The organism is Kribbella sp. NPDC004875 (assembly GCF_042873375.1).
Lineage (GTDB): Bacteria > Actinomycetota > Actinomycetes > Propionibacteriales > Kribbellaceae > Kribbella.
Genome location: NZ_JBIALI010000001.1, coordinates 1,085,967 through 1,108,603 on the forward strand (window position 1 = coordinate 1,085,967; position 22,637 = coordinate 1,108,603).

At 68.5% G+C, this 22,637-nt stretch carries 26 protein-coding genes; 13 read left to right on the forward strand and 13 right to left on the reverse strand.

The annotated features are described in order from the left end of the window. The first annotated feature begins 36 nt into the window (after positions 1 to 36). A complete protein-coding gene (locus ACFYRH_RS05140; RefSeq protein WP_387768346.1) occupies positions 37 to 282 on the forward strand; it encodes a hypothetical protein in 246 nt (81 codons plus the stop codon). Positions 283 to 290: 8 nt separating this feature from the next. Here ACFYRH_RS05140 and ACFYRH_RS05145 read toward each other — a convergent pair whose 3' ends face one another. Further along, a complete protein-coding gene (locus ACFYRH_RS05145) occupies positions 291 to 1,850 on the reverse strand; it encodes an FAD-binding oxidoreductase (RefSeq protein WP_387768348.1) in 1,560 nt (519 codons plus the stop codon). 118 nt (positions 1,851 to 1,968) lie between these two features. On the opposite strand from ACFYRH_RS05145, the gene ACFYRH_RS05150 reads away from it, so the two are divergent. Genes ACFYRH_RS05150 through ACFYRH_RS05160 form a run of 3 tightly spaced genes read left to right on the forward strand, consistent with a single transcriptional unit; the run spans position 1,969 to position 5,079 of the window. Further along, positions 1,969 to 2,589, forward strand: coding sequence for a TetR/AcrR family transcriptional regulator (locus tag ACFYRH_RS05150; RefSeq protein WP_387768351.1), 621 nt, complete (start codon positions 1,969 to 1,971; stop codon positions 2,587 to 2,589). Beyond that, entirely contained in the window at positions 2,586 to 4,118 is a 1,533-nt protein-coding gene (locus ACFYRH_RS05155; RefSeq protein WP_387768354.1) for a glycerol-3-phosphate dehydrogenase/oxidase, read from the forward strand. Before ACFYRH_RS05150 ends, ACFYRH_RS05155 begins: the two co-directional genes overlap by 4 nt. A gap of 40 nt (positions 4,119 to 4,158) precedes the next feature. Continuing rightward, positions 4,159 to 5,079 (forward strand): DUF4328 domain-containing protein, encoded by a 921-nt coding sequence (locus ACFYRH_RS05160; RefSeq protein WP_387768357.1) that lies wholly within the window; start codon positions 4,159 to 4,161, stop codon positions 5,077 to 5,079. Here the strand turns inward: ACFYRH_RS05160 and ACFYRH_RS05165 are convergent. Beyond that, positions 5,067 to 5,822: a protein phosphatase 2C domain-containing protein gene (locus ACFYRH_RS05165; RefSeq protein ID WP_387768360.1), complete on the reverse strand. Its 756-nt coding sequence runs from the start codon at positions 5,820 to 5,822 to the stop codon at positions 5,067 to 5,069. The genes ACFYRH_RS05160 and ACFYRH_RS05165 overlap by 13 nt on opposite strands. A gap of 44 nt (positions 5,823 to 5,866) precedes the next feature. Then, on the reverse strand, positions 5,867 to 6,757 hold the full coding sequence (locus tag ACFYRH_RS05170) for an NAD-dependent epimerase/dehydratase family protein (RefSeq protein ID WP_387768363.1): 891 nt from the start codon (positions 6,755 to 6,757) through the stop codon (positions 5,867 to 5,869). Between the two features lie 115 nt (positions 6,758 to 6,872). Here ACFYRH_RS05170 and ACFYRH_RS05175 point away from each other — a divergent pair, with 115 nt between their 5' ends. Next, positions 6,873 to 7,472 carry a pentapeptide repeat-containing protein gene (locus ACFYRH_RS05175; protein ID WP_387768366.1) on the forward strand — a complete coding sequence of 200 codons (600 nt, stop codon included), beginning with the start codon at positions 6,873 to 6,875 and terminating at the stop codon, positions 7,470 to 7,472. Between the two features lie 62 nt (positions 7,473 to 7,534). Here the strand turns inward: ACFYRH_RS05175 and ACFYRH_RS05180 are convergent, their stop codons facing one another. Beyond that, the gene (locus ACFYRH_RS05180) at positions 7,535 to 8,194 is read right to left on the reverse strand and encodes a VanZ family protein (RefSeq protein ID WP_387768369.1); all 660 of its coding nucleotides are present in this window, start codon (positions 8,192 to 8,194) and stop codon (positions 7,535 to 7,537) included. A 327-nt stretch (positions 8,195 to 8,521) separates the two neighbouring features. Between ACFYRH_RS05180 and ACFYRH_RS05185 the strand changes: the two genes are divergently transcribed. The 3 genes from ACFYRH_RS05185 to ACFYRH_RS05195 are packed head-to-tail and all read left to right on the forward strand — an operon-like array spanning position 8,522 to position 10,777. After that, entirely contained in the window at positions 8,522 to 8,932 is a 411-nt protein-coding gene (locus ACFYRH_RS05185; RefSeq protein WP_387768372.1) for a hypothetical protein, read from the forward strand. A gap of 1 nt (position 8,933) precedes the next feature. Beyond that, positions 8,934 to 10,154 carry a sensor histidine kinase gene (locus ACFYRH_RS05190; RefSeq protein WP_387768375.1) on the forward strand — a complete coding sequence of 407 codons (1,221 nt, stop codon included), beginning with the start codon at positions 8,934 to 8,936 and terminating at the stop codon, positions 10,152 to 10,154. Further along, positions 10,151 to 10,777, forward strand: coding sequence for a response regulator (locus ACFYRH_RS05195; protein ID WP_387768378.1), 627 nt, complete (start codon positions 10,151 to 10,153; stop codon positions 10,775 to 10,777). Before ACFYRH_RS05190 ends, ACFYRH_RS05195 begins: the two co-directional genes overlap by 4 nt. A 69-nt stretch (positions 10,778 to 10,846) precedes the next feature. On the opposite strand, the gene ACFYRH_RS05200 is transcribed toward ACFYRH_RS05195, so the two are convergent. From ACFYRH_RS05200 to ACFYRH_RS05215, 4 genes are all read right to left on the reverse strand, one after another. Then, positions 10,847 to 11,485 (reverse strand): SDR family NAD(P)-dependent oxidoreductase, encoded by a 639-nt coding sequence (locus tag ACFYRH_RS05200; protein ID WP_387768381.1) that lies wholly within the window; start codon positions 11,483 to 11,485, stop codon positions 10,847 to 10,849. An 85-nt stretch (positions 11,486 to 11,570) separates the two neighbouring features. Continuing rightward, on the reverse strand, positions 11,571 to 12,182 hold the full coding sequence (locus tag ACFYRH_RS05205) for an FMN-binding negative transcriptional regulator (protein ID WP_387768384.1): 612 nt from the start codon (positions 12,180 to 12,182) through the stop codon (positions 11,571 to 11,573). 93 nt (positions 12,183 to 12,275) lie between these two features. Beyond that, a complete protein-coding gene (locus ACFYRH_RS05210; protein ID WP_387768386.1) occupies positions 12,276 to 13,067 on the reverse strand; it encodes an LLM class flavin-dependent oxidoreductase in 792 nt (263 codons plus the stop codon). Between the two features lie 112 nt (positions 13,068 to 13,179). Next, a complete protein-coding gene (locus tag ACFYRH_RS05215; protein WP_387768389.1) occupies positions 13,180 to 13,830 on the reverse strand; it encodes a cutinase family protein in 651 nt (216 codons plus the stop codon). A 285-nt stretch (positions 13,831 to 14,115) separates the two neighbouring features. On the opposite strand from ACFYRH_RS05215, the gene ACFYRH_RS05220 reads away from it, so the two are divergent. The 3 genes from ACFYRH_RS05220 to ACFYRH_RS05230 all read left to right on the forward strand — a co-directional run bounded on the left by ACFYRH_RS05220 (position 14,116) and on the right by ACFYRH_RS05230 (position 15,796). Next, a complete protein-coding gene (locus ACFYRH_RS05220) occupies positions 14,116 to 14,592 on the forward strand; it encodes an NUDIX hydrolase (protein ID WP_387768392.1) in 477 nt (158 codons plus the stop codon). 69 nt (positions 14,593 to 14,661) lie between these two features. Next, positions 14,662 to 15,186, forward strand: coding sequence for a DinB family protein (locus tag ACFYRH_RS05225; protein ID WP_387768395.1), 525 nt, complete (start codon positions 14,662 to 14,664; stop codon positions 15,184 to 15,186). A 37-nt stretch (positions 15,187 to 15,223) separates the two neighbouring features. After that, positions 15,224 to 15,796 (forward strand): DinB family protein, encoded by a 573-nt coding sequence (locus ACFYRH_RS05230; protein WP_387768398.1) that lies wholly within the window; start codon positions 15,224 to 15,226, stop codon positions 15,794 to 15,796. 21 nt (positions 15,797 to 15,817) lie between these two features. Here ACFYRH_RS05230 and ACFYRH_RS05235 read toward each other — a convergent pair whose 3' ends face one another. From ACFYRH_RS05235 to ACFYRH_RS05255, 5 genes are all read right to left on the reverse strand, one after another. Beyond that, positions 15,818 to 16,165, reverse strand: coding sequence for a nucleoside triphosphate pyrophosphohydrolase family protein (locus ACFYRH_RS05235; protein ID WP_387768401.1), 348 nt, complete (start codon positions 16,163 to 16,165; stop codon positions 15,818 to 15,820). Between the two features lie 89 nt (positions 16,166 to 16,254). Then, the gene (locus tag ACFYRH_RS05240; protein WP_387768404.1) at positions 16,255 to 16,689 is read right to left on the reverse strand and encodes a VOC family protein; all 435 of its coding nucleotides are present in this window, start codon (positions 16,687 to 16,689) and stop codon (positions 16,255 to 16,257) included. Positions 16,690 to 16,898: 209 nt separating this feature from the next. Continuing rightward, positions 16,899 to 17,300 carry a DUF6086 family protein gene (locus ACFYRH_RS05245; protein WP_387768407.1) on the reverse strand — a complete coding sequence of 134 codons (402 nt, stop codon included), beginning with the start codon at positions 17,298 to 17,300 and terminating at the stop codon, positions 16,899 to 16,901. A 60-nt stretch (positions 17,301 to 17,360) separates the two neighbouring features. Continuing rightward, positions 17,361 to 18,773 (reverse strand): DUF2252 domain-containing protein, encoded by a 1,413-nt coding sequence (locus tag ACFYRH_RS05250; RefSeq protein ID WP_387768410.1) that lies wholly within the window; start codon positions 18,771 to 18,773, stop codon positions 17,361 to 17,363. Further along, complete coding sequence (locus tag ACFYRH_RS05255) at positions 18,773 to 19,231, reverse strand: hypothetical protein (protein ID WP_387768413.1); 459 nt, start codon at positions 19,229 to 19,231, stop codon at positions 18,773 to 18,775. The genes ACFYRH_RS05250 and ACFYRH_RS05255 overlap by 1 nt, the downstream gene beginning before the upstream one ends. Positions 19,232 to 19,501: 270 nt before the next feature. Here ACFYRH_RS05255 and ACFYRH_RS05260 point away from each other — a divergent pair, with 270 nt between their 5' ends. Beyond that, positions 19,502 to 21,910: an arylsulfatase gene (locus ACFYRH_RS05260; RefSeq protein WP_387768416.1), complete on the forward strand. Its 2,409-nt coding sequence runs from the start codon at positions 19,502 to 19,504 to the stop codon at positions 21,908 to 21,910. Positions 21,911 to 21,941: 31 nt separating this feature from the next. Next, positions 21,942 to 22,457: a DUF1269 domain-containing protein gene (locus ACFYRH_RS05265; RefSeq protein ID WP_387768419.1), complete on the forward strand. Its 516-nt coding sequence runs from the start codon at positions 21,942 to 21,944 to the stop codon at positions 22,455 to 22,457. Positions 22,458 to 22,637: the final 180 nt, after the last annotated feature.

Genomic DNA, 22,637 nt, shown 5'->3' on the forward strand with positions numbered 1-22,637 from the left:
GCTGCGAGTTCCGACGACAACACCGGGGAGATGGACATGGCGGACGGCAGGAATGTCCACGAGAGCGGCGACGACGGTCGCTCCCGATTCGACGAGAAGCAGTTCCAGGCCGGGCTGGGTGGCACGCAGAGCGACCCGAACGGCACCAAGGTCAAGAGCGGGTGGCTCTCGGACCCGGACCAGGCGCTGGGCTCGGGCACCGACCAAGGGAAGGGCGAGAAGAAGCAGACGGGCCGCCGGATCGGCGACGTCCTGGGTGGGAAAGGCAAAGAGCGCGGCTGAGCCGGCCGTCAGTCTTCGGCGAGCAGGATGCCTGGGTTCAGGATCGCGTCGGGGTCGAGGGTGTGTTTGACCGCTCGGAGGGCCTCGACGGCCAAGGGGCCGATTTCGGTGGCGTAGGCGTCGCGGTGGTCGGTGCCGACGCCGTGGTGGTGAGAGATCGTGCCGCCGGCCGTGGCGATTGCCTGGTTGGCCGCGGCCTTCGCTGATCGCCACTGGGCGACCGGATCGTCGCTCTGGGCGCAGATCACGGTGAAGTACAGCGACGCACCCGTCTCATAGACGTGGGAGACGTGGCACAGCACCAACGGCGGTGTCGCGCTCAGCGCACCGACCAGCGCCTCGTTGACGGCCACCTTGAGCGCCGGGATGCGCGACCAGAACGCCGCGGTCTCCAGCGTCTCCACCAACGCGCCCTCGTCGAGCAGCGGATCACGCAGGTACGGCGCCCGATACCGGCCGACTCGCCACGTCTCGCCCGGTCCTTCGCCGAGGTTCTCGCCGCCCGCCGCCGTCAGGACATCGGCGGTCGCCTGGTTGTACGGACCGTCGAAGCCGGTGATCGCGAGCACCCCACCGGATCCACCGCCGAGCACGTCCGGGTCGGCCAGGTTCACCGCGGTCTCCGCCTCGTCCGAGAGCCGGAGCACGGTCGGCAACGGCCCGTCCTGCGCGAGTCGCCGCATGGCGGTCAACCCGGCATCAAAGGTGTCGAACCGCCACCCCTCGAAGTGCCGCTCGGTCGGACGCGGCCGGATGCGTACGACGACCGACGTGATGATCCCGAACGCGCCCTCGGACCCGAGCACGAGTTGGCGCAGGTCGGGACCGGCCGCGGACATCGGGGCCCGGCCGAGCTCGATCGTGCCGCGCGGGGTGGCGAGTGTCAGCCCGACCACCATCTGGTCGAACCTGCCGTACCCGGCCGAGGACTGACCGCTCGACCGCGCGGCGGCGTACCCGCCGATCGACGCACCCTCGTAGGACTGCGGGAAGTGCCCGAGCGTGTAGCCGCGCTCGGCGAGCAGCGCCTCGGCGGCCGTGCCGCGGACGCCGGCCTGCAAGGTCGCCGTGCGGGAGATCTCGTCGAGCTCGACGAGTTGATCGAGACGGCGCAGGTCGACGGTGACGAAGCGCCGCCCGGGGGCGAGGCCGCCGACGACCGAGGTGCCTCCGGAGTACGGCACCACCGCGAGCCCGGCGGCGGCGCAGCCGGCGAGCAGCGCGGCGACCTCCTCGTGGGACGCCGGGTAGACGACCGCGTCCGGCATGTCGGAGGTGTCGCCGGCGCGGTCCCGGAGCAGGTCGGTGGTCGAGTAGCCGCGGGTGTGCGCCCAGCGCGCCTCGAGGTCGGTCGCCACGTGGTCGTCCCCGACGATGCCGGTGAGGAAGGCCAGTTGCGTCGCGGTCGGTCCGGGGCGGTCCACCGGATCGACGGTTCGGCCGGCGGGTCGACGTACCCCGAGGTGCTTGAGGGCGTCGACGGCGGCGGACGGGAGCTCGACCGGGTGCGCCGGGTCACCCCAGCGGCCGGGCGTGAGTTGCACCACCGGGAGGTCGGATTCGGTCATCACTGACTCCCCTTCGGCGGTCTGGACAGGTAGCGTCGGCGGGAGGTGGAACCCCCTGGCTCCCATCTCCCGCCGACAGTTCCGGGACGGCAGAGTCGCTGATACACTCTGACACGTGATGTCTCAGCGTAGCAGTGAGCCGGACCAGGAGACCAGTAGCCGTCCCACTCCCGCGAACGCGATCGGCGAGGAGCGGATCCTGGACGCGGCCTACGAACTGCTGCTCGCGATCGGGATGCGCCGGATGACGATGGCCGATATCGCCCGGCACGCCGAGGTCTCCCGCGCCACGTTGTACCGGCGCTGGCCGAACGTGCAGGCCGTGGTCGCGGCACTGATGACCCGGGAGTGGACGATCGCGCTGGTGTCGGCGTTCCAGCCGGACGCCGCCGACGGCCGGGCCCGCCTGGTCGAGGGTGTCGTCGAGGTGGTCGCGAAGACCCGGGTGCATCCGTTGATGCGGAAGATCATCGAGCTCGACCCCGAGTTCCTCACGCCGTACCTGCTGGAGCGCCGCGGCAGCAGCACGGTCGCGCACCTCGCGCTGCTCGAGGAGGGCATCCGCCAGGGACAGGCCGACAACTCGATCCGTGACGGCGATCCGGTCTGGCTGGCGCGGCAGGTCATCCTGATCGCGCTCGCGTCGGCCGTGTCCGGGCCGGTGATGGCGGAGAAGGACGAGTACCCGAAGCTCGACGAGGAGCTGCGCGTGATGGTCGATCGGTACCTCCGGCCATGATCAGCCTCGGGAACGCCAGCCTGAACGCGGCCCGGCGTTCCCGTGAGCTCGCCTCGCTGACCGAGGTCGACGTGCTCGTGATCGGCGGCGGGGTGACCGGCGCCGGCGTCGCACTGGACGCGGCCGCCCGCGGCCTGAGCGTCGCCCTGGTGGAGAAGACCGACCTCGCGTTCGGGACCAGCCGGTGGAGCTCGAAGCTCGTCCACGGCGGCCTGCGGTACCTCGTCTCCGGACACGTCGGGATCGCCTACGAGAGCGCGATCGAGCGCGGCATCCTGATGAAGACGACCGCTCCGCACCTGGTCCACCCGATCCCGCAGATCGCGCCGTGGTTGCCACACGCAAGTTTCGCGCAGGCCGCGATGCTGCGGTCCGCGTTCCTCGGTGGCGACATCCTGCGCACCTTCGCCCGGACCAGCGACGATTACCTGCCACATTCCCGCCGCGTGAGTTCGGCCGAGCTGCTCCGGTACGCACCCACGCTGCGACCGGACGGCCTGCGTGGCGGCTTCCTCACCTGGGACGGCCAGCTGTACGACGACGCCCGGCTGGTCGTCGCGATCGCCCGGACCGCGGCGCAGTACGGCGCCCGCGTCCTGACCCGGGTCGCGGCCACCGAGGTCACCGGCCGCGGGGCCGTGCTGGTCGACCAGCTGACCGGCGACCGCATCGACGTGGACGCGCGGGTCGTGATCAACGCGGCCGGGATCTGGGCCGATCAGGTTGCCTCCGGCATCAAGCTCCGGCCGAGCCGGGGCACCCACCTGGTGCTGCCGCAGTCGGTCTTCGGCGGTCTGTCCGCGATCCTCACCGTGCCCGTCCCGGGCGAGCTGCGCCGCGTGGTGATGGCGATCCCGGCTCCCGACGACCGGGTGTACGTCGGCCTCACGGACGAGGAGGCGCCGGGCCCGGTGAGCGACGTACCGCACGCGACCGACGCGGAGATCGACTTCCTGCTGAACACGATCAGTGCGGCCGTGCAGCAGCCGGTGACCCGCACGGACCTCCTCGGCACGTACGCCGGTCTGCGCCCGCTGCTCGACACCGGTCACCACAAGGGCGAAGACCAGTCCGCCGACATCTCCCGGCGGCACGCGGTGATCACCAGTCCGGACGGCGTGGTGACGATCGTCGGCGGCAAGCTGACGACGTACCGCCGGATGGCGCAGGACGCCCTCGACACCGCGCTCGAGCAGTCCACGCTCGCCGTACGACGCCCCTGCGAGACGCACCGCATCCCGCTCGTCGGCGCTGCGGACCGCGTCCGGTTGGCCACGGTGAAGGCGCCGGCGCGGTTCGTCCAGCGGTACGGCGTCGAGGCGCCGCAGGTGATCGCCGGTCCGCCGGAGTTGCAGGACCCGATCGCGCCGGGGCTGCGGACGACGTACGCCGAGCTGCTGTTCGCCGTCCGGCACGAAGGGGCGCTGACCGAGGACGACGTACTGGATCGGCGGACGCGGATCGGGTTGTCGGCGGCCGAGCGGGAGCTCGCTGCGCCGGCAGTGCGGGAGGCATTCGCCGCAGTCTGAATCCGGCCGTGGGTTAACTTGGCTGCGGGGAGGTGGAAGGGTGACGCAGCCGTATCCGTGGCCGTACCAGGGGAGTGGCCCGTTCCAGCCGCTGCCGTACGGGCCGCTGCCGCGCTATCGGCCGCTGCGGACGGTAGCGATCGTGAGCATCGTGCTGATGGGGCTGACCTGTGTGGCGGCGGTGATTCAGTCGGTGCTGCTCTGGCGCTCGTACGACGAGGTGAAGCGCTTCGTCTACGGTCTGCTGTCCGAGGACGAACTCGACCGCGGCATCGAATCGGTTTCCGGCTCGGGCCCGCTGCTGAACCTGGTCAGCTACCTCTTGATGGGGACCGGGATCGCCTTCCTGATCTGGCTCTGGCAGGCCCGCGAGAACACCGACTTCCTGCACTCACCCGCCGCGCCGCGACCGGCGGACCCGATGCGTGGTCTACACCGGCGATCGCACGGCTGGATCGTCGGAGCCTGGTTCTGCCCGATCGTGCAGTTCTGGTACCCGCTGCAGATCGTCGAGGACGTCGCCCGAGCCAGTGAGCCGCCGGAGCAGCTCGGTGCCGCACGGTCCGGCCGGATGCGCACCCTGTTGTACGGCTGGTGGTCCGCGTGGACCGGCTTCTGGGTGATCCTCGTCGGCGGCGGATCGCTCGCGATGGTCGGCTTCATCGTCTGGTTCGTCCGCCTCGTCCAGGTGACCGACGACACGGACGGTCCGTACGCCGACCTGTACGACATGCAGGACTTCATGGTCCGGGTCGCGCTGGGTGTGGACATCGGGTTCACGGTCGCGACCGTGCTGCTCATCGTCGCCGCGGCCGGGGCTTCGCTGATGATGCTGCAGGTCACCGACTGGCAGCACACACGCGCGACGCCGCGGCCGGTCCAGGACGTCGTACAGCCGCTGGAGCCTCCGCAGTACGCGCCGCGGTACCCCGGGCAGGGGTTCCCGACCTACGGACGCTGAAGTAGTACGACGCTCGCATCGTCGTACTGCTTGCCATGGCCGGTGAACGTGGCGTCGTGGGCCCGGACCCGGTCGATGAGTTCGCGTGGACCCAATGTGCTGAGGACGTCGAGCAGGTCGGCCCAGGAGTGACCGTAGCGCTCGGTGTATCGCGAAGCGCCGTCGCTGAGGAGCGCGATCGCTTCGACGTCGGCGCGGTCCGTCGTCCCGGTGACCGCCTCGTACGCCGCTTTGGGCTCGGTACTCGCCACCCAGAAGCCGCCGGGCTGATTGCGCGACCGGCGGACGAACTCGAGCGTTCGCTCGGGGAGGAGATCGATGCGGTCGTCGCTGTGGACGGTGATCCGGCCGCTGGGTGATCGCATCACGATCGGGGAGTCGGCCAGGACGAGATGCTCCACGTGGTCCGGGTGGAGGCGCACCAGCGTGACTGTGGACGACGGGCTGTCGGGGTTGGTCACGTCGCAGGTGCCGGCGTGCGAGGCGCGGACCGCGGTAATCGCGTCGGCGAGCAGGTCGGTGAGCGGAGCGGACGAGTGGGTGAGCAGTGGAGTCGCGAGTTGGGTCGCCAACTGCATGACGAGCCACGCGACGGTGTGCCGGCAGCCGGAGTCGACGTGGACGCGCGGAGCGCTGGCGCCATCCAGGACGAGGGCGAAATCGGGACCGGTCAGCACCAGGTCCTCGTTCACCGCAGGGGGTCGCCGGTCGGGCGCGGCCTCACAGATCGAGCGGATCTCCACGGACCTAGTGTCGCGAACCTCCGCCAAGCCCGGACACGCGTGTCCTAGGGGGTGGCCGCCCAACTGTCGACCAGGGATTGGTCGAGGGCGATCTTGGGCGACCAGCCGAGGTGCTTGCCGATCAGCGTGATGTCGGCCTGCTGCCACGGCGCCCCGAGCGCGGTCTCCTGGTCGGCGTCGTCCACCACCCTCGCCGGCTGACTGCTGAGCTCGAACAATTGCCCGGCGACGTCCCGGGCCAGCGTCGCCCGGCCGGTCCCGAGGTTCAGCACCGGCGGCAACGCGGCGTCGGCGAGCGCGACCGCGAGCACCGCCTCGGCCACGTCCCGGACGTCGACGAAGTCACGCCACACGTCCAGCGACCCGACCTCGATCAGCTGCCGCGACCGCAGGTCCCGGATCACCCGCCCGGTCAACGTACTCTGCGGAGATCCCGGCCCGATCACGTCGAAGATCCGCAGTACGACGGCATCCAAGCCGGCCCGCTGCGCCCGGAGCACGAGTTCGGAGCCGGCCAGTTTGGTCAGGCCGTACGGACCGAGCGGCCGGGGCGGGGCCGCCTCGTCGAGGCTGGTGCCGTGCGGCGCACCGCCGTACTCCGCCGCGGTCCCGAGCTGGACGAAGCGGGCATGGTTCGCGTGGTCGCGGACCGAGGCGAGCAGCGCCTCGACGGCAATCACGTTCGCCCGGACCAGCTCGGCTGACTCACCGAGCGTGGCGCCGACCGCGTTGATGATCACGGTGGGTTTGTACATCCCGATCTGGGTGTCCAGCGCGTACGGATGCATCGCGGTCAGGTCGCAGCGCCGGTACGGCTCGCTGCGGGTCCGGCTCAGGCCGCGGTACTCGATCCCGCGGTCGGCGAGCAGCGCGCAGATCCTGGCGCCGAGGAATCCTCCCGCGCCGAACACCATCACCCGCTCAGTTCCGGTCACCCCTCCATCGTGCGGGCCGTAGTTGTCGTTCGGCCTACCGTTCTCCGTCGTCACCATCACAACTGGGTCGTGACCAGTCACGACCTATGTCGGCCCGGGGTGGCAGGGTGGGGGCATGGCGAGCCGAGCGGGAGTGCCGACCGAGTCGACGATCCGGGAGTGGGACGACGCGGATCCGTCCGGTCAGACGTACCAGCGGGTGTTGTTCGTGGATTCCGACCTGACCGAGGTGGAGAACCGCGGCGGGGTGTTCGAGGAGTGCACGTTCCGCGGGGTGCGGTTCAACGCCTCCACGCATACCGACGCCGCGTTCGTGAACTGCACGTTCGTCCGGTGCTCGCTGTTCGACACCACGTTCACCCGGTGCAAGTTCGTCGGCAGCTTCTTCGACGACTGCAGCTTCAACCTGTTGAAGGTGTCCGGCGGGGACTGGTCGTTCACCGCGCTGCCCGGCGCGGACCTGAAGGGCACCGAGTTCACCGGGGTGAAGCTGCGAGAGGCCGAGCTGACCGGGATCCGGGCCGCCAAGGCCACGCTCCGCGACCTCGACCTGTCCGGCGCGGCACTCCAGCGCGCCGATTTCACCGGCGCCGACCTGCGCGGCTCGGACCTGTCCACCCTCGACCCGCTGACCGTCACGCTGCGGGATGCCCGGATCGACATGACCCAGGCGATGGTCGTCGCCGCCTCCCTCGGGCTCGACGTCAGACCGTGAGCTGTGGATATCCCCAGGTAATCACGCGGCCATCCACGGCTCTATCCACAGCCTGTGGATAACTATCCGGATAACTGTGTATTCGTTCTGTGATATCTGACCGCTCCCGGCCGGTTCGGCGGTACCAACGTCCCGCGCCGATGACGAGCCGGAGAGCGCGGCCGCCGTACGACGAGCAGCGCGGCGTGCTCGACGACGGACGGGCTGACCACCAGGTGCCGCGGACGCAGTGCCAGGCTACGGTTCAGGGCCTGCAGACCGGCCGCGAGACCGACGCCGCAGAACGTGCCGAGCGAGTTCGCGATCAGGTCGTGCAGCTGGCAGGAGCGGCCGAGCTGTGGAAGCAGCGCCTGGACCGCCTCGACCGCGGCCGACATCCCGATCCCGGCGGCGATGCCGTCACCCGGCCGGCCGCTGGCCAGCGTGAGCATGCCCGCGGCCGGGACGAACAGCAGGACGTTCAGCAGCCCCTGGAGCGAGGTCAGTCCGCCGGTGGTGGTCAGGTGCGTCCCGCATTGGCCGATCTCGCCGAGGCGGTGCGCGGTCGGGCTCAGCGTCGCCGCGATCACCAGTGCGAAGGCCGCCGGTACGCAGAACGCCGCGAACCGTGGGATCAGGTCGCCCGGGCGCCGCAGCGCCGAAAGCGCGACCGGCAGGGTCATGCCGGTGAGCACGAGCCAGGTGTCGAACAGGTGTGGAATACCGCGATAGGTCTCGAGCACGCGTACCGGACCCTCCCGTGGTCGACCGGCTGCCTCGGAACTCTTCTCGACGTCGCTTTTTCCTGACTTGACGATCAACCGCGCGCTCCCACCGCCGCCAGACCCGTCCGGACATCTGCACGCAGCCGCAAACTGTCCGTGACAGTTCGTGACAGTCCGTGCACAAACTGACACGGAAGGAAGGCGCTCGGGGCAACGATCGTGTGCCTGACCGAGGCTGCGGATCAACCGATCGGTGGAGTCGGATGGAGCCGGCCGGGCGATGTGCCGAGCGGGGTCCGGACGCGAGAGTCGTAGTACCGACAACACCGCGAAAGGACCTCCACCATGACCACCGTCGACGTCGGGCACCCGCGGAGCACCGCCGCGTTGCGGAGCGTACAACTGCTGGCGGCCGGCTACCTCGCGATCAGCGTCCTGACGCTGATCGCCATCATTGCCCTGCGCAACCACCCGGCGATCGTCACCGACGCGGTCTGGGTCCGCGGCACGATCGTGGTCGGCAGCTCCGCGCTGACGTTCCTGTTCGCCCGCCGCTCAGCCCGGGGCTCCCGGAAGGGGTTCCTCCGGCTCCGGATCGTCTCGGCGGCGATGCTCACCGCGATCGTGGTGATCATCGCGCTGCCCGGCACCTTCCCGCTCTGGCTGAAGGGCGAGCAGGCGGTCTGTGGACTGCTGCTGCTCGGCGTCGTACTGCTGGTGAACGGCAAGCACCTCCGCTCGGTGTTCACTAAGTGACATGAGTGAGCAGGCCTGGCCGCTGCGGCTGACGGTTGTCCCGTACGTGCTTCTCACCGCCGTCGCCGCGGTCACCGTCCTGATCAAGCGTGACGAGCCCGGATCGCTCACCGTCGACCTGGTGCTGTGCGCGGTACTCGGGCTCTGGATGCTCGTGATGTTCACGCTCCGCCCGGCCCGGCGTACCGGCACTCGCTGGATCGTCGTCTTCATCGTCGGGTTCGTGCTGGTGCTCGCCGTCCTGGTGGTGCGGGACCCGTGGTTCGGGTTCCTCACCCCGGCCGGGTACTTCTACACGTTCGGCCTGTTGCCGTGGCCGGGCGAGCTGGTCGGCATCAGCGCGGTCGCGGTGCTCGCCGGCATCGCGCAGTCGTACGACATCCCGAAGACGAACCTGCTCGGTCTGCTCGGCTGTGCCGCGGTGATCGCGGTGAACGTGGTCGGGATGTGCCTGGCCTCGTGGCTCGGCCAGCGCAGCGATGTCCTCAGCCAGCAGCGCAAGGAAGCGGTCGACGCGCTCACCGAGACCAACCGCCGGCTCGAGGCCACGCTCGCCGAGAACGCGGAGCTGCACGACCAGCTGCTGACCCAGGCCCGCGAGGCGGGCGTGATCGACGAGCGGCAGCGGATGGCACGCGAGATCCACGACACGCTCGCGCAAGGACTGACCGGGATCGTCACGCAGCTCCAGGCCGCCGAAACGTCCGAGGACTGGCGCCGGCACGTGACGACCGCGGTCGGTCTCGCCCGCGACAGCCTGACCGAGGCGCGGCGCTCGGTGCACGCGCTCCGCCCGTTGCCCCTCCAGTCGGCCACGCTGAGCGCGGCGATCGCGGACGTCGTACGACGATGGTCGGCCCTGCACGGGATCGACGCGCAGCTGACCACGACCGGTACACCCCGGGTGATGACGCCCGAGGCCGAGTCCACGCTGCTGCGGGCGACCCAGGAGGCGCTGGCGAACGTGGCGAAGTACGCGCAGGCGAGCCGGGTGGGTGTGACGCTGTCCTACATGCAGAAGGAGGTCGCGGTGGACGTTCGTGACGACGGAGTCGGGTTCGACCCGTCCCGGACCACGCCGTCGTCGGAAGCGGGCGGGTTCGGGCTGGTCGCGATGCGGCAGCGGGTCGAGGCGCTGAACGGGACCCTCGAGGTCGAGTCCGAGCCGGGCCTCGGTACGGCGATCTCGGCGACCGTCCCGACCCGCGGGGCGTCGGCATGATTCGGCTACTGATCGCCGACGACCATCCGGTGGTGCGCGACGGGCTGAGCGGGATGTTCGCGGCCGAGCCCGAGTTCGAGGTGGTCGGCCAGGCGAGCGACGGCGCCGAGGCGATCCGGTTGGCCGAGGCGTTGCGGCCGGACGTGATCCTGATGGACCTGCAGATGCCCGGCACGAACGGCCTCGCCGCGATCGGCGAACTCACCGACCGCGGCGTGCCGTCACGGGTGCTCGTGCTGACGACGTACGACACCGATGGGTACGTCGTCCCCGCGATCGAGGCCGGCGCTACGGGGTACCTGCTCAAGGACGCGCCGCGGGACGAGCTGCTGCGGGCCGTCCGGTCGGCCGCCGAGGGGAAGTCGGTGCTCGCTCCGTCGGTGGCGAACACGTTGATGAACCACGTCCGGACGCCGCCGACGCCGGACATCCTGAGCCCTCGTGAGCTCGAGGTCATCGAATGGGTAGCCGCCGGCAACACCAACCGGGAGATCGCCGCGCACCTGTTCATCAGCGAGGCGACCGTGAAGACCCACCTGCTGAACATCTACGCCAAACTCAACGCCCCGGACCGCGCGTCAGCCGTCGCCGAGGCGTTCAAGCGCGGGCTACTCAAGGCCTAGACGGTGTAGTCCCAGGCGGCTGTACCGGAGCTCACCCGCGGTCTCGGGCAACAGTTTGATTGCGACCGTTCAGATCACGAGCTCGTGCACCCAGTCGGCCGGGCTCTGGGCGTGCAGACGCCAGTAGTGCGTGGCGATCTCGTCCGGGTCCCACCCGCTCCCCGGCGCGACTCCGCCGGCGATCGTCACACTCGCGGCGTGCACCCCCGCCGCGCCGTACTGCTGATCCAGGAGCGTGACCAGCGTGCGTACGCCGGCTTTGCCCAGCGAGAGGCTGGCGTACTCCGGCTTCGGCAGCGGCATCCCACCGGTGATGAGGAACGACCCGCTGCCACGCTCAGCCATCGCCGGCGCGACGTGAGCCGCCGTGGTGATCGCTCCGACGACGTTCACCGCCCACGCGTCGAGATGCTGCTGCGCGGTCAGGTCACCGACCCGGTCCGCCTGAACGACCGCTGCGTTGTACACGACCACCTCAGGTACGCCGTACGCGGCGACCACCCGATCGAGGGCGGCGCGCAGCCCGTCCTCGTCGGTCACGTCCGCGGTCAGCGGAAGTACGTCGGCCGACCCGAGCTCCTTGGCAGCGGACTGCACCGTCGCCTCCGAGCGCGCGATCAATCCGGCGCTCATTCCCTCCCGCACGAACCGCCGCGCCACCGCGACCCCGACCCCCAGCCCGACTCCGACCACCACAACCCCAGACACGCCGCCGAGCATAAACCTTGCCCCGAAGGTCAAGGTCAAGGCGGCACCGGGATCCAGACACGCATCAGATGGAGGCCGCGGGTGATCAGGGGCGGAAGTGGTCGACCGCCGCCGCTACCTGCTCCTTGCCGTCCGCGCGGAGACCGTCGATCACGCCGTCGACGTCAGCCTCCGGCCGGTTCTGGCTGAGCTTGAACTTGGCCTCGATCCGGGTGATCGCCAGCTCCACACCGACGATCGCGCGCAGCTGCCCACTCACGTACTTCGCCGGCGCGTCGTCCACCGACCATGGTTCGGCCCGCCCCGCCTCGTGCAGGTCCGAGAGCCGCCGTACGACGTCCTCCACCCAGACGGGATCGTCGTGCACGGTGAGGGTGCCGTGGATGTGGGCCGTGATGTAGTTCCACGTCGGCACCACGCGACCGTGCTCCTGCTTGGACGCGTACCAGGTCGGCGAGACGTAGGCGTCCGGGCCGCGCATGATCACCAACGCCTCGCCGATGACCGGCTGCTGCCAGTGCTCGTTGTTCCGTGCCAGGTGCCCCAGCAGCACGTTGCGTTCGGGGTCGTGGATGAAGGGCAGCATGGTCGCCATCAAGCCGTCCGGCGTCATCGTCACCAGGTCCGCGGCGCCGTGCTGCGCCAACAGTTCCTGAACCGCCGCGTCGTCACCGGCGAAATGCGCGGGCACGTACATCGTTCACATCCTCAGATCGCGGTGCCGCCCAGTCTTCCCACGGCAGCCCGAGGGGGACAGGGCCAATTGGCCTCCGCTCCTCCAGCCCATTCGTCAGCTGTGGTGCTTGGCGCGAAGCTCGGCGGCCGCGTCGTAGTCGCGGCGCCAGTCACCGCTCGGCGGGAGGATGATGCGCTCGACGCCGGCCTCCTCGTACGCCGCCAGCTGCTCGAGCGGATCGCCGTCGAGCTGTGGGGCGACGACAGTTGCCTTGAGCGTCTTGTTGTTCGCGAGTTCGTTGATGCTCGCGAGGTTCGTCCGTACCTCATCCGGCGACTGCGCGATCGTTGCCCAGCCATCGCCGTACCGTGCGGCCCGGCGATGGGCACGCGCTCCACTGCCGGCGACGAAGATCGGCGGCACCTTGGATCCGGGGGAGAGCGTTACCTCGACGCCCGAGCCGAGGGTTGCGGGCCTACCCGCGATCAGATCCGGCAGTACGGCGAGAGCCTCGTCCGTCAGCCGCCCGCGCTCGGAGAACTCCACACCGGCCGCCCGCCACCCGGCATCACCGTGCGCCGGGTTCCCGGTGCCGACCCCGAGGACGAGCCGGTCGTTCGACACCAGCTGCAACGTGTTGATCTGCTTCGCCGCCCACGCGACCGGCCGCAACGCCAGCAACATCACGTTGTACCCGACCGTGATCCGCTCGGTGACGGCTGCCGCAGTCGCCAGTACGACGGAACTGTCCAACATCGGCGCACTCGCCACCAGATGATCCGTCGACCACACCGAGTCGAGCCCGACCTGCTCGGCGTACCGCGCACTCTCCCGGACATCCCCCAGAATCGCCCGCCCGGCCTCCGGCGAAGACGTCGGCAGAATCACCCCGATCTCAAGTGTCATACCCCATCCAACCCCCGCCGTCGTCGAACCTATTCCGCTTCGGCACCCGCCGTGGCGCGGCAGGTGCTGGTCCTGCGGACATCGCGCCGATGCCCGCAGTACCAGGAGTCCGTCAGGGGATGTAGACGCCGTTGAACCATTGGCCGCGGGCGTCGTCGGTGTAGACGTCCACGTTGAAGTTGTAGTTGCCGTGCCGGTTCTCCCACAGGTACCCGGGCAGGCCGGAGCTCGCGTTGATGTCGCAGATGATGTCGTTGGTGCAGAGCGTCAGCACCGGGACGTTCCCGAAGAAGTCGTCCGCGCCGGCGAGCGGCGCGCCGACGACCGGGGCGACGAGCGGGTGCGCCGCGGCGCCCGCGTTACCCGGACCCGCTTTCCGCTTGGGATCCGCGATCAGGACCGCGTTGACGTTGTCGAAGGTCTGCCAGTTCTCCGTGACCCAGGTGTGCACGACCGCGGCGCCGAGCGAGAACCCGACCGCCTTCACGTGCTGGCCCGGGCAGGCGTTGCGGTGGTCGCGGATCAGCCGGTTGAGCTCGTTGACCCCCTGGCGCGCGTTCACACCGATCGGCTGGGCCGGGTACCCGACGCGCTGGCTGATGTTCCCCGTCCAGTACGGCGCGTTCGAGTCGTTGTCACCGGTGCCGCCGACAACGATCGTGTAGGTACCGCCGCAGTCGTCCGCCTGGGCCGGCGCCGCGATGGCGTACACGCCACCGGCCGCCACGACCAGACCAGCCAGCAAGGCCGCGAGTTTCTTCATCGAGATCCTCCCGAGTAGTGCCCCTCGTGTGGCCGGGTGACCACACGACGCCGACGCTACTGACGGCTCATCACAGCCGGATCAAGCGCGAACTTCAGGCCAGTCGCTGACCTGATCCGTCCACAGCTGAACCATTTTCAATTGCTCCCGGCAACGGTGCGTCCCGGAGAAGTGCGACTTTATCCACAACCACGGTGTGCATAGTGGGGAAAACTCGGGGTCCGCTGGAAGTACTCACGCTCACGATCGTCTCGGTTGAGATCCTGTTCGGGTTAGGGTCCGGGGATGAGTCGACGGGTGGCTGCTTATGCGGTGTGCCTCGAGGGTGGGCGAGTGCTGCTGGCGCGGTACGTCTCGCCGTACGAGGACCGGACCTTGTGGACATTGCCGGGCGGAGGTGTCGAACCGTGCGAGGACCCGTTCGACACCGTCACGCGTGAGGTCGCTGAGGAGACGGGGTACGAGTCGGTCGTCGAGCGTCTGCTCGGTGTCGACTCGCGCGTCATTCCTGCCGCCCTGCGACGCATCCCCGGCGACGAGGACCACCAGAACATCGGCATCTTCTACGCCGTCCGCATCACCGCCGGCACCATCCGCCCGGAACCGAACGGCGAAACAGCCGAGTCCGTCTGGACCCCGCTGGACGTCGTCCCCACGCTGCGCCGGTCCGCGCTGGTCGATGTCGGGATCGCTCTGGGTGTCTCCTCGCCGCCCACCGGTCACGTCCCACAGGTCGAGGTCGGCGGTCTCATCGAATATTGAGCCGGTGGTGTTGTCGATCCGCGCGTGGTTCGGACATCGGACAGGTAACTGGACCGAGAGGACGACAGCGTGATCGAGAACATCGTCAGGCCGACGCGGGTGGTGGCTGGTTCGTGGGTGGAGGTCATCGCGTCGAACCTCGACTATCACCGCGCGACGTTCCTGTGGAAATGCGCCGGTCTCACGGAGGCTCAGCTGCGGCAGCGGTCGGTGCCGCCGTCGTCGTTGAACCTGCTCGACCTGATGCGCCACCTCCAGGGCGTCGAGCGCTACTGGCTACAACACCGACTCGCAGGTACGACGCCGCGCTTCTTCCCATACCTGACTTCAACGACCGCCGACGGCGACGAATGGTTCGACGAGTCAGACCCGACTCCAGCAAAAGACGTGTACGCCGACTACCTGTCCGCGTGCGACGACTCCCGAGCGGTCTTCACCCACGCCACCGAGAACGTCGCCCGCCTCGAACCCAACCCCGAGTTCGGCGCCACCGACGTACGCTTCATCCTCACCCACGTCATCGAGGAATACGCCCGCCACATCGGCCACGCCGACCTCCTCCGCCAATCCCTCGACGGCCAAACAGGCGAGTAACCCCCAGCCAGACTCGCGCCGTACGGCGTAGGTTCTGATGGTGGACGTCAAAGGTGAGTTGCTTCGGGTGCTGCGTGGTGGGCGGGTGACGATGCTCGGGAAGTTGGACGGTTTGTCGGAGTACGACGTTCGGCGGCCGATGACTCCGACCGGGACGAACCTGCTCGGGCTGGTGAAGCATCTGGCCGGCATCGAGTATGGGTACCTCGGTGAATCGTTCGGGCGGCCGCCGGTCGAGCGGCCGTCGTGGTTCCGCGACGACCCGTACGCCGAGATCGACATGTGGGCCACGCCCGACGAGTCGACGGAGTACATCGTGCGCGTCTACCAACAGGCCTGCGCCCACTCCGACGCGACCGTCACCGTACTCGACCTCGACACCCCCGGGTACGTCGCCCACTGGCCCGAAGGCCGGCGCGACACAACGCTGGGCGTGCTCCTCATCCGGGTGCTCGCGGACACGACCCAGCACGCCGGTCATGCCGACATCGTCCGCGAGCAACTGGACGGCCGCATCGGGAGCACCGACGCACCCGGATCCGCAAACGACCCGTTCTGGCAGGACCAAAAAACCGAGGTTCAGAAGGCCGCCGACGCATTCCGCACCTGACGACAGCTTTGGTACTGCGTCTCAGCGCTGGTCGCCGTCGCCGCCGAGGACTCCGCGGGCCGCGCGGTCGGCGAGTTTGGCGATGTTGTGGGTGGCGACGTCCTCGAGACGGATCTCCAACCGCGTGCACAACTCGGAGAGGTACCAGAGCACGTCGCCCAGTTCGCCCGTCAGCGCTTCGCGGTCAGCATCGGTGATGACGCCCTGCCGGTCGCGGAAGATCTTCTTCACCTTCCCGGCGACTTCTCCGGCTTCGTTCACCAGCCCCAACGTGGGGTAGACGATCGGATGATCGGTCGCGATCGGCGCACCGGTCCGCGCCGCGGCCCGCTGATAAGCACCGAAGTCGAAGCTGTGTTGGTCAGTCACGCACCTAGTCTGCCTGTGGTGGCACGAACGTTACGCGCAGCCGGCGATCTGGCGCTCGGCTTCGCCGGCGACGCCGGTGATCTCACCGGTCAGTCGAGGCAGAACTCGTTGCCCTCGACATCTTGCATGACAAGGCACGACTCGTTGAACTCGTCAGCGACCAGTAGCTGGAAGCGTGTCGCACCGAGCGGGATCAGGCGCGCGCACTCTGCCTCGAGCGCGGCCAGGCGCTCCTCGCCACGCAGACCGGTGCCGACGCGTACGTCGAGGTGCACGCGATTCTTGACCACTTTGCCCTCGGGCACCCGCTGGAAGAACAGCCGCGGTCCGACCCCGTTGGGATCAACACACGCGTACGCCGACCCCTGCTGCTCTGGCGGCAGCGAGCGATCGAACTCCTCCCAGCTCGCAAACCCGCGCGGCGCCGGCGGAACGACGTACCCCAGCACCTCGCACCAGAACCGAGCCACCCGCTCCGGATCCGCACAGTCGAACGTCACCTGAAACTCCCTGACCGACGCCATCCCCCAACCATACGAACCATTCCGGCCACCCGCGCTGGCTTATTTACCCCTGTGGAGAAGAAGCCGCCGCGAGCAGCTGGCCACGCGGGCGAACGTCGTACTCATCAGCAATGCGCTGGCCTGCATTCGCACGATGGCGTATCTGCGGCGGGATCCCAGATTCGACGCGGGCAGAGTCATCGAGAAGCTCGTCTTCATCCCCAGCCGCCCTAGTGAGGCATGAACCGCAGGAGTCCGTGAGCTCGCTGGCGTACGTCGTCCTCACGGGCGGCGGGATTGCCCAGCTGGATGTCATGGAGGCTGCCGTCGGGGTGGGGCGGGCCGACCTCGACTCCGGCGCGCTCTGCGAGGGCGAGGATTGTGATGACGAAGCCGTCTGTCAACGCGTGAAGTACTTGGTGGTTCGAGGAACTGCCGTAGGTGTGGAGCGCCTGGGCGAACCTGCCGAGCTGCTCGACGTCGACGTCGCATTCGTCGGACTCCATCGGACCGACGCCGGATGCCAACGACAGCTCGTCCTCGAACAACCGCACTTGACCGAGAAACACCCGGGAGACTCCGGACGACGGATTCCACAGCACAACGTCCCCGGCCCGGTAGTACTGGCTCACCAGACCACGCCTTCCGTCACCCGCACGAGGATAGCCACCTCGCCGGCCGGAAACGGCGTATCAGACACCCTGTACTGCCTCCAGTTTGCCGGACTTGATGGCGTCGGCGAATGCTGTGTAGTCGCGTTCGTTCTGGGCTGCGTAGCGACGCGAGAAATCGGTGATCGCCCGGTCGAACGCATCCCCGTCGCCGAGGTACTCGCTGATGCTGAGCGGATCGCCCGAGCGCGCGTGCGCCCGAGCCAGCGTCCATCCGCACAACTGTCCGTAGAACGTGAGCCCTCGCGGCGTCATCTCCTCGACAAGCGCCGACCCCTTCATGTCACGCAACTGCCGCCAGTAGAAGTGCCGGTTGATGTCCAGCCCTCGCGTCCAGCCGAGGAAGATGTCGCTCGCGGCCTGCATCATCCGCTGACCCGCGACCACCCGCTCGCCGTGCTGTTGCTTGAACCGGCTCGCCGGCAGATGGTCCTCGAGGACCGATGCGCTCGCCTCCTTGACCTGCAGGAACAGCGGATCCTCCTCGTCCCGTCCCTGCAGCAGCACGATGAACGCCCGGGTGCCGACGCTGCCGACCCCGACCACCTTGCGCGCCATGTCGACGATCCGGAACTGCTCGAGCAGGTGCCGTCGATCCTCCTGCAGCGTGCCGCGGTACGCACGGAACTGGTCACGGACAGCCGACTCGATCTCGTCCTGGCTCAGTCCGTACGTGGCGGGAATGTCGCGCAGTGGTACGACGATCGGCGGCTGGCTCACGATCCGGTAGTGGCCGTCGACCAGCTCACCGAGTTTGGACAGCGCCTGCAGGCTGTCGCGGGTCCGCGCCTTCGCCATCACCTTCTTACCGCGCTTGATCTCCTTCGCGTCCTTCTTGATCTTGGCCTTGGTTCGCGCGCTCGTCAGGATGTCGTCCGCGTCGAGGCGGGCGTACCAGATGTCCAGCGTGCGCATCTGCGCGAACTCGGCCATCGCCTGCCGGTACGCCGCGACGTTCGCCATCGTGATCGTCTTGACCTCGGACTTCGCGAACCCGTTGTTCTGCGCGGCGATCGTGAAGCTCGCGGCCATCCGCTTCACGTCGTACTCGAACGGTCCGGGCAGCGTCTCGTCGAAGTCGTTCAGGTCGAACAGCAGGGTCCGCTCGGGCGAGGCGAACGCGCCGAAGTTCGACAGGTGGGCGTCACCGCACAACTGGACGGTCAGGCCGGCCGTCGGGGTGTCCTTCAGGTCGGCGGCCATGATCTTGGCGGCACCGCGGTAGAAGGTGAACGGCGAGACCATCATCCGCCCGTGCCGGACCGGAACGAGGTCCGGCTCCCGGGTCAGGTTCTGCTCCTCCAGCAGCGCGACCGGATCCGGCCGGTCGGAGGCCGGTTTCCATCCTTCATGGCTCGACACCGGGGCGTGGATGCCGGCCTCCTTGCCGCGGATGCGGCGCTCGTCGACGCTCAGATGCTCCTGTGCCGCCATCACACCGCCCCGGCCCGCGTCTTCATCTCACGGCCGTGCACGATGACGGCCCAGATCACGATGACGTCGAGGAACACCATCAGGGCGGACCACACCGGGTACGCCGCCAGGAACGCGACGTTGACGACCGCACTGACCAGCGCGGCCGCGACAGCGACGATGCGGGCCCACAGCTGACCTGCGAGCAGGCCCAACCCCGCCAGCACGATGATGCCGCCGAGAATCAGGTGGATCCATCCCCACCCCGTGTAGTTGACGTGCACCGCGAGCCCGTTCTTGGACACCAGGTAGTAGCCGTCGTCGAGCAGCGCGACGAGTCCCTGGAACGCGTGGAACGCCCCGAGCATCACCATCATCATCGCGCCGAACGCGATCCAGCCGGTCCAGGCGGTGACCTCGGTTTCTGCGGGCACATCGACTCGCGAGTCGGCCCGATCGACATCAGGCGAATACGCCATGACTGACCCCCTTCACAACAGAACCCTGCATCCAGCCTGCGGACCCGCCTGGTCGCGGCGCCTCGTCCGCAACGGGTAATTGGGCATCATCCAGCAAGGTTGAGCAGCCGCTGGTCACGCGCCGTAGACGGTCGCACCCCGGAACGGAGCGGGCGCAATTACCCGAAGCGGAGCATGTCGCCCGCTACAGCCGGGATTACCGTGCCAAGGGTCACCGTCATATCCCGTCAGATCCATGGGTCCGGGAGGGACACGAACGAGGGGGCGAGGATGTTGGCCGAAAGAGATCGCACCAGCCTTCCGATCAGGCGTACGCCGTTCGCGGGGGTGGCCAACCGGACGTTGGCCGGCTCCGAACCGGACTGGAACCTGATCGGGCACCCGACCGCCCCCGACGGCGCACCGAACGTGCTGCTCGTGCTGATCGACGATGCCGGGTTCGGTAATCCGAGCACGTTCGGCGGTCCGATCCAGACGCCGAACTACACGCGCATCGCGAACGGCGGCGTGCGCTACAACCGGATGCACGTCACGGCACTCTGCTCGCCCACCCGGGCGGCCCTGCTGACCGGGCGGAACAACCACGCGGTCGGGTTCGGCTCGGTTGGCGAGTTCGCCGGTGGCTTCCCCGGCTACTCGGCGACGCTTCCTCGTGACTGCGCGCCGCTGCCCCGGATCCTGCGCGACAACGGGTACAACACGGCGGCGTTCGGCAAGTGGCACCTGACGCCGGACGGGCAGCAGGGCCCGTCCGGTCCGCTCGACCGGTGGCCGACCGGCTGGGGTTTCGAGTACTTCTACGGCTTCCTCGGTGGCGGCTCGAGCCAGTGGGACCCGGTGCTGACCGAGAACCAGAAGATCATCGGTGTGCCCAACGAGTTCTACGACGAGGAGAACCCGTACTACTTCCCGGACGCGATGGCGGACAAGACGATCGAGTGGTTGCATGCCGTCCGTGCGCAGGACGCCGAGAAGCCCTTCTTCGTCTACTTCTCCACCGGCTGCAGTCACGCCCCGCACCATGTCCAGCAGGAGTGGGCGGATCGGTACAAGGGTCAGTTCGACGGAGGCTGGGACCGGTTGCGCGAGCAGACGTTCGCTCGGCAGAAGGAACTGGGTGTCATCCCCGCCGACGCCGAGCTGACCCTCCGAGATCCCGCATTCCCCGCATGGGACGACGTACCGGACAAGCTGAAGCCGTTCTATGCCCGTCAGATGGAGGTGTACGCCGGCTACTCGGAGAACGCCGACCACAACGTCGGGCGGCTGGTTGACGCGATCGACGAACTCGGCGAGCTCGACAACACGCTGATCATCTGGATCTGGGGTGACAACGGCGCCAGCATGGAAGGCACCGTCACCGGCTCGTTCAACGAGCTGACGATGCAGAACGGCATCCCGCTCACTGACGAGATGCAACTCCAGCTCTCCGAGCGGTACGGCGGTGTCGACGCGTGGAGCACCTCGATGATGGCACCGCACTACGGAGCAGCCTGGGCATGGGCCGGGAACACCCCGTTCCAGTGGGGCAAGCAGGTCGGCTCGCATCTCGGTGGGACGCGCAACCCGATGGTCGTGCACTGGCCGGACCGCATCACGGGCGGCGGACTGCGCTCGCAGTTCACGCACGTGATCGACATCGCCCCGATGATCCTCGACGTGACCGGGATTCCCGAACCACGAACCGTCGACGGGATCGAGCAGGAACCCATGCACGGTACGTCGTTCGCGCCGTCGCTCACCGACGAGTCCGCAGCGGAACACCGGACCCAGCAGTACTTCGAGACCATCGGCAACCGGGCGATGTACAAGGACGGCTGGTGGCTGGCGATGAAGACCGAGCGGATCCCGTGGGTGCTCACTCCCGAGGCGCTCAAGCCGTACGCGCCCGGTGTCTGGGATCCGGACGCCGGCCCGAGCGAGCTGTACTACCTGCCGGACGACTTCACTCAGGCCAAGGACGTGGCGGCCGACCATCCGGACAAGGTGCGGGAGCTCAAAGACCTTTTCTGGAAGGAGGCCGAGCAGTACAAGGTGCTGCCGCTGCTCGCCACGCTGTCGACGTTCTTCGGGATGCTTCCGCCGTTGCCGGAGCAGACGAAGTTCGAGTTCCGCGGCGACGTACAGAACGTGATGTCCGGGATGATCCCGCGGATCTACAACCGGTCCTACGCGATCCAGGCCGATCTCGTCGTACCCGATGGTGGCGCGGAAGGCGTGATCGTTGCCGAGGGCGACCATCTCGGTGGGTTCTCGCTCTACGTCAAGGACGGCCGGCTGACGCACAGCTACTCGATGATGGGTGTGTTCGTGTTCAAGCAGGTCGCCGACGAGGCGTTGCCCACGGGTCAGGTGACGGTCCGCATGGAGTTCGACGCGGACGATGCCAAGCCTGCGACCGGCGGCGATGTCACGTTGTTCGTCGACAACCGCCCGGTCGGCAAGGGACGAATGGACCACACCGTGCCGATCCGGTTCTCCGGCTACGCGGGGATGGACATCGGCCGCGACAACGGCGGCGTGGTCGATCTCAGCTACGAGAGTCAGAAGCCGTTCCCGTTCACCGGGACCATCAAGAAGGTCGTCTTCGACGTCAAGCCGCACCCGGCCGCCGACGACGAGATGACCATCCACGCTTCCGAGCAGCACGGACAGGCCGCGCACGGGCTGTCCGGGTGACGCAAGGGCAGTGCCAGGGGAGGAGACCGTCATGGCGTTGGATCACGAGACCACCGACGTACTCATCGGCGGGTATCTGTCCGTCGATGCCGCCAAGGAGGACTACGAAACAGCCTTGAGTTGCGGCGAGCGGCTGTGGGGTGCCGTTGTGGTGAGCAAGGACCTCGAGGGCAACGTCGCGGTCGAGCAGACCGACCACATGGTCGAGGAAGGCGCCGCCGGCCTCGCCGCCGTGGGGTTCGCGGTCGGCCTGTTCGCGCCACCGCTGCTCGCGGCCACCGCGATCGGCGGCGTGGTCGGGGCCGTCGGCGGGAAGGCCTTGCACAAGCGGACCAACAGCAAGCTCGAACAGCAGGCGGGGGAGACGATCCCCATCGGTGGCGCCGGGCTGATCCTCGCCTACCCGCACAAGGCCGCGAATGTGGTCGAACCTGCGGTGAAGCGGGCAGTCAAGCAGGTCGTGGGCGAGGCCGAGGGGCACCACGTCAAGGCGCTCAAGGCTGCCTTGGCCGACGCCGAGCAGAAGATGGCGGCCGAGGACAGTTGACGCTTCCCGCGGAGCGCGAGGTCGGAGGTCCGGCCTCGCGCTCATGATCTGGGCGGAATCTCCGCCTCGTGCCGGCCCCGCTGGTCATAGAGCCACCTCGGCTGTCGGAAGACCCTTCTGGTCCAGCGCGGTGGCGCTCCGCAGCAGGCGCATCACCCGCATCGGATAGTCGGGTTAGCG

Bases quoted from the DNA above. Each gene is read 5' to 3' on its own strand.
- ACFYRH_RS05140 (WP_387768346.1), top strand. From the start codon at position 37: ATGGCGGACGGCAGGAATGTCCACGAGAGCGGCGACGACGGTCGCTCC.
- ACFYRH_RS05145 (WP_387768348.1), bottom strand. From the start codon at position 1,850: ATGACCGAATCCGACCTCCCGGTGGTGCAACTCACGCCCGGCCGCTGG.
- ACFYRH_RS05150 (WP_387768351.1), top strand. From the start codon at position 1,969: ATGTCTCAGCGTAGCAGTGAGCCGGACCAGGAGACCAGTAGCCGTCCC.
- ACFYRH_RS05155 (WP_387768354.1), top strand. From the start codon at position 2,586: ATGATCAGCCTCGGGAACGCCAGCCTGAACGCGGCCCGGCGTTCCCGT.
- ACFYRH_RS05175 (WP_387768366.1), top strand. From the start codon at position 6,873: ATGGCGAGCCGAGCGGGAGTGCCGACCGAGTCGACGATCCGGGAGTGG.
- ACFYRH_RS05185 (WP_387768372.1), top strand. From the start codon at position 8,522: ATGACCACCGTCGACGTCGGGCACCCGCGGAGCACCGCCGCGTTGCGG.
- ACFYRH_RS05190 (WP_387768375.1), top strand. From the start codon at position 8,934: ATGAGTGAGCAGGCCTGGCCGCTGCGGCTGACGGTTGTCCCGTACGTG.
- ACFYRH_RS05195 (WP_387768378.1), top strand. From the start codon at position 10,151: ATGATTCGGCTACTGATCGCCGACGACCATCCGGTGGTGCGCGACGGG.
- ACFYRH_RS05205 (WP_387768384.1), bottom strand. From the start codon at position 12,182: ATGTACGTGCCCGCGCATTTCGCCGGTGACGACGCGGCGGTTCAGGAA.
- ACFYRH_RS05210 (WP_387768386.1), bottom strand. From the start codon at position 13,067: ATGACACTTGAGATCGGGGTGATTCTGCCGACGTCTTCGCCGGAGGCC.
- ACFYRH_RS05215 (WP_387768389.1), bottom strand. From the start codon at position 13,830: ATGAAGAAACTCGCGGCCTTGCTGGCTGGTCTGGTCGTGGCGGCCGGT.
- ACFYRH_RS05220 (WP_387768392.1), top strand. From the start codon at position 14,116: ATGAGTCGACGGGTGGCTGCTTATGCGGTGTGCCTCGAGGGTGGGCGA.
- ACFYRH_RS05230 (WP_387768398.1), top strand. From the start codon at position 15,224: ATGGTGGACGTCAAAGGTGAGTTGCTTCGGGTGCTGCGTGGTGGGCGG.
- ACFYRH_RS05240 (WP_387768404.1), bottom strand. From the start codon at position 16,689: ATGGCGTCGGTCAGGGAGTTTCAGGTGACGTTCGACTGTGCGGATCCG.
- ACFYRH_RS05250 (WP_387768410.1), bottom strand. From the start codon at position 18,773: ATGGCGGCACAGGAGCATCTGAGCGTCGACGAGCGCCGCATCCGCGGC.
- ACFYRH_RS05255 (WP_387768413.1), bottom strand. From the start codon at position 19,231: ATGGCGTATTCGCCTGATGTCGATCGGGCCGACTCGCGAGTCGATGTG.
- ACFYRH_RS05260 (WP_387768416.1), top strand. From the start codon at position 19,502: ATGTTGGCCGAAAGAGATCGCACCAGCCTTCCGATCAGGCGTACGCCG.
- ACFYRH_RS05265 (WP_387768419.1), top strand. From the start codon at position 21,942: ATGGCGTTGGATCACGAGACCACCGACGTACTCATCGGCGGGTATCTG.